This is a genomic window from Sphaerotilus sp., assembly GCF_041083715.1.
Classification (GTDB): Bacteria; Pseudomonadota; Gammaproteobacteria; order Burkholderiales; family Burkholderiaceae_C; genus Sphaerotilus.
The window spans coordinates 1-11,254 of record NZ_JBFPGY010000103.1; the positions used below are offsets into that span (position 1 = coordinate 1).

The 11,254-nt window shown below is 68.8% G+C and carries 14 protein-coding genes; 4 read left to right on the forward strand and 10 right to left on the reverse strand.

Features of this window, described 5'->3' with window-relative positions:
- Positions 1-306, forward strand: a 306-nt coding sequence (locus AB3X43_RS05055) for a 5'-nucleotidase (RefSeq protein ID WP_369428779.1), incomplete at its 5' end; no start/stop codon positions are given.
- On the opposite strand, the gene AB3X43_RS05060 is transcribed toward AB3X43_RS05055, so the two are convergent.
- Both AB3X43_RS05060 and AB3X43_RS05065 read right to left on the reverse strand, forming a co-directional pair.
- Positions 284-514, reverse strand: a complete 231-nt coding sequence (locus AB3X43_RS05060) for a CsbD family protein (RefSeq protein ID WP_369428780.1) — start codon at positions 512-514, stop codon at positions 284-286. The genes AB3X43_RS05055 and AB3X43_RS05060 overlap by 23 nt on opposite strands.
- A 46-nt stretch (positions 515-560) precedes the next feature.
- Positions 561-893, reverse strand: coding sequence for a BON domain-containing protein (locus AB3X43_RS05065; RefSeq protein ID WP_369428781.1), 333 nt, complete (start codon positions 891-893; stop codon positions 561-563).
- Positions 894-1,163: 270 nt separating this feature from the next.
- Here AB3X43_RS05065 and AB3X43_RS05070 point away from each other — a divergent pair, with 270 nt between their 5' ends.
- Complete coding sequence (locus tag AB3X43_RS05070; protein ID WP_369428782.1) at positions 1,164-2,057, forward strand: ice-binding family protein; 894 nt, start codon at positions 1,164-1,166, stop codon at positions 2,055-2,057.
- Between the two features lie 35 nt (positions 2,058-2,092).
- Here AB3X43_RS05070 and AB3X43_RS05075 read toward each other — a convergent pair whose 3' ends face one another.
- From AB3X43_RS05075 to AB3X43_RS05090, 4 genes are all read right to left on the reverse strand, one after another.
- Positions 2,093-2,503 carry a hypothetical protein gene (locus tag AB3X43_RS05075; protein WP_369428783.1) on the reverse strand — a complete coding sequence of 137 codons (411 nt, stop codon included), beginning with the start codon at positions 2,501-2,503 and terminating at the stop codon, positions 2,093-2,095.
- Entirely contained in the window at positions 2,500-2,886 is a 387-nt protein-coding gene (locus AB3X43_RS05080) for a hypothetical protein (RefSeq protein WP_369428784.1), read from the reverse strand. Before AB3X43_RS05080 ends, AB3X43_RS05075 begins: the two co-directional genes overlap by 4 nt.
- Positions 2,887-2,891: 5 nt before the next feature.
- Complete coding sequence (locus AB3X43_RS05085) at positions 2,892-3,293, reverse strand: hypothetical protein (RefSeq protein ID WP_369428785.1); 402 nt, start codon at positions 3,291-3,293, stop codon at positions 2,892-2,894.
- A 92-nt stretch (positions 3,294-3,385) separates the two neighbouring features.
- Positions 3,386-4,222 carry a sensor histidine kinase gene (locus AB3X43_RS05090; RefSeq protein WP_369428786.1) on the reverse strand — a complete coding sequence of 279 codons (837 nt, stop codon included), beginning with the start codon at positions 4,220-4,222 and terminating at the stop codon, positions 3,386-3,388.
- A gap of 80 nt (positions 4,223-4,302) precedes the next feature.
- Here AB3X43_RS05090 and AB3X43_RS05095 point away from each other — a divergent pair, with 80 nt between their 5' ends.
- Entirely contained in the window at positions 4,303-4,935 is a 633-nt protein-coding gene (locus AB3X43_RS05095; protein ID WP_369428787.1) for a response regulator, read from the forward strand.
- On the opposite strand, the gene AB3X43_RS05100 is transcribed toward AB3X43_RS05095, so the two are convergent.
- Positions 4,913-5,326 (reverse strand): response regulator transcription factor, encoded by a 414-nt coding sequence (locus AB3X43_RS05100; protein WP_369428788.1) that lies wholly within the window; start codon positions 5,324-5,326, stop codon positions 4,913-4,915. The two genes, AB3X43_RS05095 and AB3X43_RS05100, sit on opposite strands and share 23 nt — an antisense overlap.
- Before the next feature lie 108 nt (positions 5,327-5,434).
- Positions 5,435-6,154: a Crp/Fnr family transcriptional regulator gene (locus AB3X43_RS05105; RefSeq protein WP_369428789.1), complete on the reverse strand. Its 720-nt coding sequence runs from the start codon at positions 6,152-6,154 to the stop codon at positions 5,435-5,437.
- Between the two features lie 158 nt (positions 6,155-6,312).
- Here AB3X43_RS05105 and mgtA point away from each other — a divergent pair, with 158 nt between their 5' ends.
- Positions 6,313-9,051, forward strand: a complete 2,739-nt coding sequence (gene mgtA, locus AB3X43_RS05110) for a magnesium-translocating P-type ATPase (protein WP_369428790.1) — start codon at positions 6,313-6,315, stop codon at positions 9,049-9,051.
- 12 nt (positions 9,052-9,063) lie between these two features.
- Here mgtA and AB3X43_RS05115 read toward each other — a convergent pair whose 3' ends face one another.
- Together AB3X43_RS05115 and fumC are read right to left on the reverse strand one after the other, a co-directional pair.
- Positions 9,064-9,648 carry a DUF1003 domain-containing protein gene (locus tag AB3X43_RS05115; protein ID WP_369428791.1) on the reverse strand — a complete coding sequence of 195 codons (585 nt, stop codon included), beginning with the start codon at positions 9,646-9,648 and terminating at the stop codon, positions 9,064-9,066.
- 27 nt (positions 9,649-9,675) lie between these two features.
- Positions 9,676-11,079, reverse strand: coding sequence for a class II fumarate hydratase (gene fumC / locus AB3X43_RS05120; RefSeq protein WP_369428792.1), 1,404 nt, complete (start codon positions 11,077-11,079; stop codon positions 9,676-9,678).
- Positions 11,080-11,254: the final 175 nt, after the last annotated feature.

Below are 11,254 nucleotides of genomic sequence, written 5' to 3' on the forward strand. Positions count from 1 at the left end.
CCCTGCCCCGTGCGCATCGCCATCGTCACCGCGCGCAGCAGCCCGGCGCACGCCCGCGTCATCCACACGCTGCGCGACTGGCAGGTCGATGTGGACGAGGCCTTCTTCATGGGGGGTGCGTCGAAGGACCAGGTGCTGGCCGCCTTCGGTGCGCAGATGTTCTTCGACGACCAGGATGCACATGTGCAGCCGGCGTCGGTGCGGGTGCCGTCAGGGATCGTGCCCTGTGCAGGCGGGTCGACCGACGCGAAGGCGCTGCTGGCCGTGCCGGATCACGGTCCGCTCAGGGCGCGGGTGCCGCTGTGAACCAGGCCTCGTCCGCCGTGTGCTGCCACGCATCCAGCTGCTTCACGGCCTCTTCACGGGCGATGCCATAGCGCTCCTGGATCTTGCCGGCGAGCTGCTCGCGGTGGCCGGCCACGATGTCGAGGTCGTCATCGGTCAGCTGGCCCCATTGCGTCTTGACCTTGCCGGCAACTTGCTTCCAGTTGCCTTGAATGCGGTCCCAGTTCATGTGTGCTCCTTCAGTGGTTGCAACGGGTGGGCGGGTGGCCGTGGATTCACGGACGCACGGTGATCTCGTTCTTGACCGACTTCACGCCGCCGACCTTCATCGCCAGCGTCTCGGCCATCGTGCGTTCGGTCATGTTCTTGGCGAAGCCGGACAGCATCACGGTGCCATGGAGCGTCTCGACGCTGATGCTGCTGGCGTCCACGTCGCGGTTGTCGACGTAGCGGGCCTTGACCGCGGTGGTGATGGCGGTGTCGTCGACGTAGGCGCCCACGCTTTCCTGCCCGCGCGTGACGGCGCATCCCGAGGCGACGAGCATCGCCATGGCGGCCATGGTGGCGGTGAGGGTCAGAGTGAAGCGGCGGTTCAGGGTACGGGTCATGGCAGATCTCCTGTGGGGTGGTTCGGATCGTCTGGATCGGTGCGCTGGCGCACCGGACGGACATCTGCACTGTAGAAACCCGGGCCACAACAGGCCATCAGCGCCGGACGCCTGCCGGTGTAGGACAACACCGCACCGGTGCAGCAGACGCCCCCCGATTCAGGGCGTCGCCATGTTCGCTGCCGCACAGACTGCCATCGATCACTGCCCTTACAAGGCAGTGGCCTAAAGCACGTGCCGGCCGTCTGTCCGGTGTCACGAAAGCAAGCTATGCACACCACCCTCATTCGCCATTTCCGCCCGGTCCCGAAAACCATCGCGCTCGCAGCGGTGATCGCGCTCACCGCGTTGTCCGCACAGGCTGCACCTGCACTGGGCTCCGCCCAGACCTTCGCTGTTCTGGCCGGCACCACCGTGACCGACGCCCACAGCGCCCCGAACCTGCCCACGCAGATCTTTGGTGACCTGGGCACCAGTCCTGGTGCCTCGATCACCGGCCTGACCTCGGGCGTCAACGTCAACGGTGGAACCGTGCACGCCAACGACCCTGTCGCACAGACGGCCCTCACCGACGCGACAACCGCCTACAACGCACTCTCCGGCCTGGCCTTCGACACCAACCTGACCGGACAGGTCCTCGGCTCGCCCGGACTCGCCACGCTGACGCCAGGGGTCTACCGCTTTGACACCTCGGCACAGCTGACGGGCACGCTCGTGCTCGATTTCCTGAGCAACCCGGGGGGCAACTTCGTCTTCCAGATCGGCAGCACGCTGACCACCGCCAGCGACTCGTTCATCAGCGTGCTGAACGCCAGCGCCGGCAGTGGGATCTACTGGCAGATCGGCAGTTCCGCCACGCTGGGCACCGGCACCGACTTCGCCGGCAACCTGCTGGCCCTGACCAGCGTGACGCTCGACGGTGGCGCGCAGATCGTGTGCGGCCGCGCGATCGGACTGAGCGGCGCGGTCACGCTGGCGGACAACCTGGTCTCGAACGATTGCAGCGCGCAGGCCTTCGGCACCGGTCTGGGGGACGGCGGCAGCCTGGGGTTCAGCGGCGGTCCGGTGACGCCGGTGCCAGAACCCGCCACGTCGATGCTGTTCCTGGCCGGACTGGCCGGACTGGGGGCCACCCGGCTGAAGGCCTGGCGGCACACACGCTGACAGTCGGCGCACATGGGCCCTGACGAGAGGCAGGGCTACGTTTTTTCAGATGCCCTCGCCGCCAGCCCCTGAGGCCAGCCCTGGGCCACCACCTCGTGCACCAGTTGCCGACACAGGCCGGTGACCAGCCCAGGCCGGTCCGCCCAGCGCCACGGGCGGCTCCAGACCAGCAGTCCGCCCGCCAGCACCGCACCCGCGACCAGGCCAAGCGGATGGCGCTGTGCCACCGGGCGCAGCACGGCGTTGGCCACCTCGATCGCCGCTTCGCTGCCCACACGCAGCGGATGGCGGCTCCACCAGACGCGCAACGCTTCGGCCGCGAAATCGGCACTGGCACTGCGGGCACCGGCTCCCGCCGGTGCGGGAGCGGTCACACGCAAGGCACGCTGCAGGTGACGGCGTGACGCGTCGAGCCGGTCGGCGGCGTCCGAAGTGGACAGGCTCACGACACCGCTCCCACCTGGCGGAGCATCAGCAGGTCGGCCTGCACCTGTTCCTTCAGGTTGCCGAATGCCTGCGGATCGCCACCAGACCGGGCGGCCAGCAGGCACCACAGCGCCACCAGTGCGGGCAGCAGCGGCGCAGCCACCAACGCCCACGGCGCCTCGATCTGCGATGCGGGAATCACCGCCCACAGCATCAGCGCCACCCCTGCCAGCACGGTGGCCACAGCGGCACCGCACAGCGACATGGCCGCCAGCCGGAGTTGGCGTTTCCAGGCACTGGTGACCACATCGAGGTCCGCATTCGCGAGTTCAGCGTAGGCCTGTGCATGGTCGACCAGCAATTGCGGTCGGGTGGTGATCAGGTGGAGCAGTGCGTGGGCCATGGCGGTCAATCGCGGCGGTACGGGCCGCGCATCAGGCCGATCAGTCCCATCAGGGCCGCGCCGGTGGCAGCAGCCATCAAGATCGACTTGATGGGGTCGTGCCGGATGTAGCTGACCGTGCTCTCGGAGGCCTGTCGGGCCGAGGTGCGCAGGACGGCTGAGCTGTCATGCAAGGAGTTCAGCCCGCGGTGGGCCATCGAACTGGCCTGGTCGGCGGCGCCGTCGAGCAAGGGTTCGGCCTGTGCGCGCAACGCCTGGATGGCGCCCGCCAGACTGTCGAGCGCGTCGGTGGCCACGCGCTGGGCCACCTTGATCGCGTGGTCGGCCGATTCGACGGCCTGGTCGGTCAAGTGGTTCGGGCCCGCGTCCGTGGACGCGGGGGAGGCAGAAGAGTTGCTGGCAAACATCGGATCTCCTTCGGGTTGGTCCGACCGAGTGTGGTTCGATCCGCCAGGCTCCACCATCGGCGGCCGGTGGGCCCACCTGTCGGGCAAGCGCGTCAGGCAGCGTAGGACGCGACCGACAGGCCCGGCAGGCACACCCGCAGCACCGTGCCCTGCCCCGGTGCAGACAGCACCTCCAGCGTGCCGTGCACCGCCTCGACGCGGTAGCGCATGCCGACCAGTCCATGCGCCGAGCCCCGCTGCACGGCCGGATCGAAGCCCACGCCGTCGTCGCGCACCAGCACCTCCACCTGCGCGCCCTGCGGTGCCATGTCGAGCCAGACGTGGCGCGCCGCGGCGTACTTGCTGATGTTGGTGACCGCCTCCTGCACCAACCGGTAGACCACCAGCTCGGCCGCCACGCTCAGCGGCGCCGGCGCCAGCGTGCAATGCACGTCCACCCCCGACCGTTCGGCGAACTCGCGCGCCAGGATCTCCAGCGTCGCTGCGAGACCGAGGTTGTTCAGTGTGGACGGACGCAGATCCTCGATGATGCGGCGGCCCAGCGCAATGGCACTGTCGAGCATCTCGACCAGGTGTGCCAGCCGCTCCAGCGCCTCGGGCGACGCGCCAGCCAGACGCGAGCGGATGCGTGCCGCATCGAGCTTGGCCGAGGTGAGCAGCGCGCCGAGGTCGTCGTGCAGGTTGCGCGCCAGGCGGCTGCGCTCGTCCTCGCGGGCGGTCTGCAGATGGTGGGTCAGCTCGGTGAGCTGCGCCGTGCGCTGGCGGACCAGCGCGTCGAGCTGGGCCCGCTCCTGGTCCAGGGCCTGTTCCCGCTGCTGCGCCTGCTGGCGCCGCACCGTGCGCCGGAGCGAACGCAGGCGCCCATGCTCCACCAGCGCCAGCAGGCTGGCCAACACCGCAGCGGCAGCAAGCCAGAGATCAAGGTTCATCGCGGGCATCCCCGTTGTGATCCGTTCGGCCCACCAGAGGGAATCGGTGGGATCATGCGCCAAGGAGGGCCCTCCATCCCATGATTCGCATCGCCATCGTCGACGACCACCCCATGGTGCGTGCCGGACTGCGTCAGTTCTTTTCCGATCAGGCGGATTTCTCCGTGGTGGGTGAAGCCGCCAACGGCCGCGAGGCGCTCGACATCGTGCGCCGTGGCGAACTCGACGTGATCCTCATGGACATCGCGATGCCCGACCACGGCGGTGTCGACGCGCTGGCCGCGATCAAGGCCCGCGCCCCGGACCTGCCGGTGCTGATCCTCAGTGGCTTCCCGGAAACGCATTACGCCACCACCTTGCTGCGCCAGGGCGCCAGCGGCTACCTGAACAAGGACTGCGACCCCGAGGAGATCGTCAAGGCGATCCGCACGGTCTGCCGCGGTCGCAAGTACATCACCGCCGGCGTGGCCGAACAGCTCGCCGAGGGTCTCGGCCGCAGCGACGACAAGCCGCTGCACGAACACCTCTCCGAGCGCGAACTGCAGGTCTTCCTGCGTCTGGCCGCCGGCGAGACCATCGGCCACCTCGCCGAGAGCCTGTCGCTCAGCGTCAAGACCGTCAGCACCTACCGCAGCCGGGTGATGGAGAAGATGCAGCTCGCCTCCAACAGCGACCTGACCTACTACGCGCTCAAGAATGGCCTGATTCAATAGCCACCAGCAACTGGGTGCAGTAGGCGATCAGTGCGTCGATGTCGTAGGACTTGTCGAACACCCGGTCCGCGCCCAGCGCCAGACACTTGCGGCGCATCTCGGGCGTCGTGTAGTTGCTCAGCACCACCAGCCGGCGCCGTGGCAGCTGGTCCTGCAGTGCCCGCAGCACGCCCAGCCCGGAGCCGCCTTTCAGGAAGATGTCGACGATCACCAGCTCTGCTGTGTGCTGCAGCACATACTGCTGCGCGGTCAGCCACTGCACCGCCGTGGCCTCGTCCTCGGCCACCCCGACCACCTCCGCCGGCACCAGCTCCTCGAGCGTGGCGATGAGGTTCTCGCGGATCACCCGACTGTCTTCAACGATGTAGGTCTTGAGCGGATGCGCAGGCATGGAGGGACGGCGTGGAGCAAGGGAAATCCGGGCCAAGCTTACGTGCAAAGTCCCACTGCCGCCATTGGGCAGAACGACCGTCGCGTTGTCGGACAACACCTACGCGCATCAGACCTTCGGCGCGTCAGGCAGCAGCCGGTCGTACTCGCGCTTGACCACGGCGTAGCACTCGCAGGTGCGCACCTCCAGCTCCGGGCGGTCCAGCACCGTGATGCGCCCGCGCGCATAGCGGATCAGCCCGGCCGCCTGCAGCTTGAGCGCCGCTTCGGTGACACCCTCGCGGCGCACACCCAGCATGTTGGCGATCAGCTCCTGGGTCATCACCAGCTCGTTGCCCTGGAGCCGGTCCAGGCTCAGCAGCAGCCAGCGGCACAGCTGCTGGTCGAGCGAGTGGTGGCGGTTGCACGCGGCCGTCTGTGCCATCTGGGTGATCAGCGCCTGCGTGTAGCGCAGCAGCAGGTGCATCACCGGCCCAGCGCGGTCGAACTCGTGCTTCATGAGCGCCGCCTTGAGCCGGTAGCCGGTCCCGGCGCTCTGCACCACGGCCCGACTGGGCGTGGAGTCACCGCCCATGAACAGCGAAATGCCCACCAGACCCTCGTGGCCAACAACCGCGATTTCGGCGGATGCACCGTTTTCCATCACGTACAGCAGCGAGACGATCGCGCTGGTCGGGAAGTACACATGGCCCAGCGTGTGGCCGGACTCGTAGAGCACCTGTCCCAGAGGCATGTCGACCCACTCCAGCTGAGGCAGCCAGCGGCTCAGTTCAGCCCGCGGCAAGGCGGCCAACAGGTGGTTCAGGCTTGGATCGGGGGGCAGGGACATCTGTGGGAAGCTCCGAGGTAGATCGGGATCTGGGGCACGCCATGGCAGCGGCCTGACAGACAAGACCGATGCACTATAGGTGGCGGGCGCATTGATCCGGATCGTGGAGCCGACTTGCACGTCGGCTACCCTGATCGCATGCGCACACGGGTTCGGCCATGAAAGCACTCACGCAAGGCTTCAGCCACTTCCTGCACCGGCGCCGGGCGAGGCGGCATTTCGAGCGCCGGCCGCTGCTGGACACGCTCGCCGCCTCGCCAGCGACACTGGACCAGGCCGTGCAGGCCGCCGCCCGGGACGAACCCGCGCAGGCGCTGGCCCGCCTGCACGCGCAGGCCGACGGGCTGGACGCCGCCGAAGCCGCCCGGCGCCTGGCCCGTGACGGCCCGAACGAAGTGCAGCACGAACCCCCGCTGCCAGGCTGGCTGCGCCTGTGGCGGTGCTACCTCAACCCGTTCAATCTGCTGCTGACGGCGCTCGCCCTGCTGTCCATCCTGAGCGCGGACGCCAAGGCCGCCGTGGTGATCGGCGTGATGGTGGCGCTGAGCACCGGCATCCGCTTTGTCCAGGAGGGCCGGTCGCACCGGGCCGCGGAGGGGCTGCGGGCGATGGTCAGCAACACCGCCACCGTGCTCCGGCACGGCCACCCTGCACCGCAGGACATCCCGCTGCGCGCACTCGTGGCGGGTGACGTGGTGGCCTTGTCGGCCGGCGACATGGTTCCCGCCGACTGCCGCCTGCTCACCGCGCGCGACCTGTTCGTGGCCCAGGCGGCGATGACGGGCGAGTCGCTGCCGGTCGAGAAGTTCGTCCAGGGCGCGGACGCCGCGGCAAGCACCGGCACCGGCGTGCTCGACCAGCGCAACGTGGTGTTCATGGGCACCAACGTCACCTCCGGCACAGCCACGGCGCTGGTGATCGCCACCGGCAGCCGCAGCTACTTCGGCACGCTGGCCGCACACGCCACTGCCACGGAAACCACCCCCAACGCCTTCCAGGCGGGTGTCAACAGCGTGAGCTGGCTGCTGATCCGCTTCGCGGCGGTGATGGTGCCGGTCGTGTTCCTCGTCAATGGCTTCACCAAGGGCGATTGGCTGGAGGCCTTCCTGTTCGCGCTGTCGGTGGCCGTGGGGCTGACGCCCGAGATGCTGCCCATGATCGTCACCACGACGCTGGCCAAGGGCGCAGTGCTGCTGTCGCGCAAGCAGGTGGTGGTGAAGCGGCTGGACGCGATCCAGAACTTCGGTGCGATGGACATCCTGTGCACCGACAAGACCGGCACGCTGACGCAGGACAAGATCGCCCTGGCCCGTCACGCCGACGCCTACGGCCAGGACACCGACGAGGTGCTGCACTTCGCCTTCCTCAACAGCCACTACCAGACCGGGCTGAAGAACCTGCTGGACCACGCCGTGCTGGAGCATGTGGAGCTGGCGACCGAGCTGCAGCTGCAGGACGCCTACCGCAAGGTGGACGAGATCCCCTTCGACTTCGAGCGCCGGCGCATGTCGGTGGTGGTGGCCGCGCTGGTGGAGGGCCGGGACCACCACCACGAGCTGATCTGCAAGGGGGCCGTCGAAGAAGTGCTGGCCGCCTGCACCCACGTGCGCACCCAGGAGCCGATCGACGCGAGTCTGGACGGCGCGCGCACGATGCCCGTGCTGCCGCTGGATGCCGCGCTGCTGGCCCGCACCCAGGCCGTCACGGCCGGGCTCAACGCCAAGGGCCTGCGCGTGGTGGCCGTGGCCGTCAAGACGCTGCCGCCGGACCAGACCACCTACGCGGTGGCCGACGAGGCCGGTCTCACGCTGATCGGCTACATCGCCTTCCTCGATCCGCCCAAGGAATCGGCGGCTCCGGCGCTGAAGCGGCTGGCCGCCCACGGCATCGCGGTCAAGGTGCTGACCGGTGACAACGACCTCGTGGCCCTGCAGGTCTGCCGGCAGGTCGGCCTGCCCGCCACGTCCGTGCTGCTGGGCACGCAGGTCGAAGCCATGCACGACGAGGCGCTGAAGGCTGCCGCGGAATCGCACACCGTCTTCGCCAAGCTCTCGCCGTTGCACAAGGAGCGCATCGTGCGCGCGCTGCGGGCCGGCGGCCATGTCGTCGGCTTCATGGGCGACGGCATCAACGACGCCCCCGCGCTGCGCGCCGCCGACATCGGCATCTCGGTGGACAGCGCCGTGGACATCGCCAAGGAAGCCGCCGACATCATCCTGCTGGAAAAGAGCCTGCTGGTGCTCGACGACGGCGTGGTGGAGGGCCGCACCACCTTCTGCAACATGCTGAAGTACATCCGCATGACCGCCAGTTCCAACTTCGGCAACGTGCTGAGCGTGCTGGTGGCCAGCGCCTTCCTGCCCTTCCTGCCGATGCTGCCGCTGCAGCTGCTGGTGCAGAACCTGCTCTACGACATCGGCCAGACCGGCATTCCCTTCGACCACGTCGATCCTGAACTGGTGGAGAAGCCGCTGAAGTGGAACCCGTCGGACATCGGCCGCTTCATGCTGTTCTTCGGGCCGATCAGCTCGCTGTTCGACATCATCACGTTTGGCGTGATGTGGTGGGTGTTCGACGCCAGCAGCGTGGCCCGGCAGACGCTGTTCCAGTCGGGCTGGTTCGTGGTCGGCCTGCTGACACAGACACTGGTGGTGCACATGGTGCGCACGCCCCGGCTGCCGTTCATCCAGAGCCACGCTGCGGCCCCGTTGATGGCCATGACGCTGGCGATCATGGCGCTGGGGTTGTGGTTGCCGCTCGGACCACTGGCCGGCTACTTCCGGCTGCAGCCCTTGCCTGCGGCCTACTACGGCTGGCTGGTGGCGATCCTGCTGGGCTACTGCACGCTCACCACGCTGATGAAGCGCCTCTACATCCAGCGCCATGGCTGGCAGTGAGCGGGCGGCAGCTCAGTCCGCGGTGGCGGTCGGCAGGTTGCGGGGCGGGTGGAGCGCGGTCAGCAGGGCCAGCTGGTCCTTCTGCAGACGCAGCAGCTCGTCCCACTGGTGCATGCGCAGGGTGTCGATCTTCTCGTGCAGCAGCATGATCTCCAGCTCGGCCTTGAGGTTGATCTCGTAGTCGTGCTCGGCAGTGATGCGGTCCTTCTGCGACTGGCGGTTCTGCGACATCAGGATGACCGGTGCCTGGATCGCGGCCAGCATCGACAGGAACAGGTTGAGCAGGATGTAGGGATACGGGTCGAAGGTCGCACCGCGCTGCGCCAGCAGATAGCCATTGACGGCCACCCACCCGAACATCACGGCCGCGAACAGGCCGACGAAGGTCCACGAGCCACCGAACTTCGCCACGGCATCCGCAGCGCGCATGCCACGGGTGGCGGGTTCCTCGTCGAGATCGGCCGAGGCGCTGTGGGCCATGCGCAGGCGCTCGGCCACATGGCGGGCGACGTTCTGGGTGCGCTTGTCCAGCTTGGCATAGGGAGTGCCGAGGAATTTCGAGGCGATGTCTTCGTGGGAATGGTGGCGGGCAGACATGGTTCGTTCGGTTCCTTCGATCAACGGTCACGGCGCGGGTGCGGCGGGAGCCGGCCCGATCATCGCCCGTGCGTCGACCCAATGGTCAAACTCCTCTCCGCTGAGGCCGCCCACCGCCAGCGCCGCCTCGCGCAGACCCAGGCCGTGGCGGTGCGCATGCTTGGCGATCAGCGCCGAGCGGTCATAGCCGATGTGCGGCGCGAGTGCGGTGACCAGCATCAGCGAGCGGTGCAGCAGCTCGTCCATGCGTGCCGCGTTCATGGTCAGGCCCTCGATGCAGTGCGCCGAGAAGCTCGCCATCGCATCGCCCAGCAGGCGCAGGCTGTCGAGCACGTCGTGGGCGATCAGCGGCTTGTACACATTCAGCTCGAACTGCCCCTGGCTGGCGGCGATGCCGATGGCCACGTCGTGGCCCATCACCTGCGCGCAGACCATGGTGAGCGCCTCGACCTGGGTCGGGTTGATCTTGCCCGGCATGATGGAGCTGCCGGGCTCGTTCTCCGGCAACTGCAGCTCGCCCAGCCCGGCGCGCGGCCCGCTGCCCATCAGGCGGATGTCGTTGGCGATCTTGTTCAGCGCGATGGCCAGCAGGCGCAGCGCACCGTGCAGGCCGACGAGCGCCTCGTGTCCGGCCATCGCGGCGAAGCGGTTGTCGGCGACGACAAACGGCGCTCCCAGGCGGTCCGCCAGCACGGCAGCGACCCGGGCGCCGAACTCGGGATGCGTGTTCAGCCCGGTGCCGACCGCCGTGCCGCCGATCGCCAGCGCGTGGACCGCCGGCAGGGCCTGGCGCAGCGCCGCTTCGGCCAGCGCGAGCTGCGCGTCGTAGCCGCCGAACTCCTGTCCGAGCGTGACGGGCGTGGCGTCCTGCAGGTGGGTGCGGCCGATCTTGACCGCGTCGCGGAACAGCCCGGCCTTGTCCTGCAGCGCACCGCGCAGGCGGGCCAGCGCGGCCAGCAGCGGCCGGGTCTGCTGCACGGCAGCGAGGTGCATGGCGGTCGGGAAGACATCGTTGGACGACTGGCCGAGGTTGACGTGGTCGTTCGGGTGGACGCGCCGGTCGGTGCCGAGCGCACCACCCAGTGCCAGCGAGGCCAGGCTGGCGATGACCTCGTTGGCGTTCATGTTGCTCTGCGTGCCCGAGCCGGTCTGCCAGACCGAGAGCGGGAACTCGGCGTCGAACGCGCCCGCCGCGACCCGCGCCGCCGCCGCCGCGATGGCCTCGGCCCGCGGCGCATCCAGCAGGCCGAGCGCGTGGTTGACCTCCGCCGCCGCACGCTTGATCTCGGCCAGCGCATGGACCACGGCCAGCGGCATGCGCTGCTCGCCGATGGCGAAGAAGCGCCGGCTGCGCTCGGTCTGGGCGCCCCACAAGGCCCGCGCCGGCACCTCGATCGGGCCGAACGTGTCGGATTCAGTGCGGGTGGTCATGGCGGAAGCCCTGGAAGCGGAGTGCGCCGATTGTGGCGCGGACCGCCTCAACCGCCGAGGGCCTTGAACAGTCCGACCCGGTTCACCTGCTCGGCCAGCCGGGTCTGCACCAGCGCCTGCTCCGCGGCCAGCAGGCTGCGCTGCGCGTCCAGCCGGTCCAGCTCGCTGGCGGCGC

What these genes read in the sequence shown, in the direction of transcription:
- fumC (WP_369428792.1), bottom strand. Translation starts at nt 11,079, where the DNA reads ATGACCACCCGCACTGAATCCGACACGTTCGGCCCGATCGAGGTGCCG.
- mgtA (WP_369428790.1), top strand. Translation starts at nt 6,313, where the DNA reads ATGAAAGCACTCACGCAAGGCTTCAGCCACTTCCTGCACCGGCGCCGG.
- AB3X43_RS05105 (WP_369428789.1), bottom strand. Translation starts at nt 6,154, where the DNA reads ATGTCCCTGCCCCCCGATCCAAGCCTGAACCACCTGTTGGCCGCCTTG.
- AB3X43_RS05070 (WP_369428782.1), top strand. Translation starts at nt 1,164, where the DNA reads ATGCACACCACCCTCATTCGCCATTTCCGCCCGGTCCCGAAAACCATC.
- AB3X43_RS05065 (WP_369428781.1), bottom strand. Translation starts at nt 893, where the DNA reads ATGACCCGTACCCTGAACCGCCGCTTCACTCTGACCCTCACCGCCACC.
- AB3X43_RS05080 (WP_369428784.1), bottom strand. Translation starts at nt 2,886, where the DNA reads ATGGCCCACGCACTGCTCCACCTGATCACCACCCGACCGCAATTGCTG.
- AB3X43_RS05085 (WP_369428785.1), bottom strand. Translation starts at nt 3,293, where the DNA reads ATGTTTGCCAGCAACTCTTCTGCCTCCCCCGCGTCCACGGACGCGGGC.
- AB3X43_RS05115 (WP_369428791.1), bottom strand. Translation starts at nt 9,648, where the DNA reads ATGTCTGCCCGCCACCATTCCCACGAAGACATCGCCTCGAAATTCCTC.
- AB3X43_RS05060 (WP_369428780.1), bottom strand. Translation starts at nt 514, where the DNA reads ATGAACTGGGACCGCATTCAAGGCAACTGGAAGCAAGTTGCCGGCAAG.
- AB3X43_RS05100 (WP_369428788.1), bottom strand. Translation starts at nt 5,326, where the DNA reads ATGCCTGCGCATCCGCTCAAGACCTACATCGTTGAAGACAGTCGGGTG.
- AB3X43_RS05095 (WP_369428787.1), top strand. Translation starts at nt 4,303, where the DNA reads ATGATTCGCATCGCCATCGTCGACGACCACCCCATGGTGCGTGCCGGA.
- AB3X43_RS05090 (WP_369428786.1), bottom strand. Translation starts at nt 4,222, where the DNA reads ATGAACCTTGATCTCTGGCTTGCTGCCGCTGCGGTGTTGGCCAGCCTG.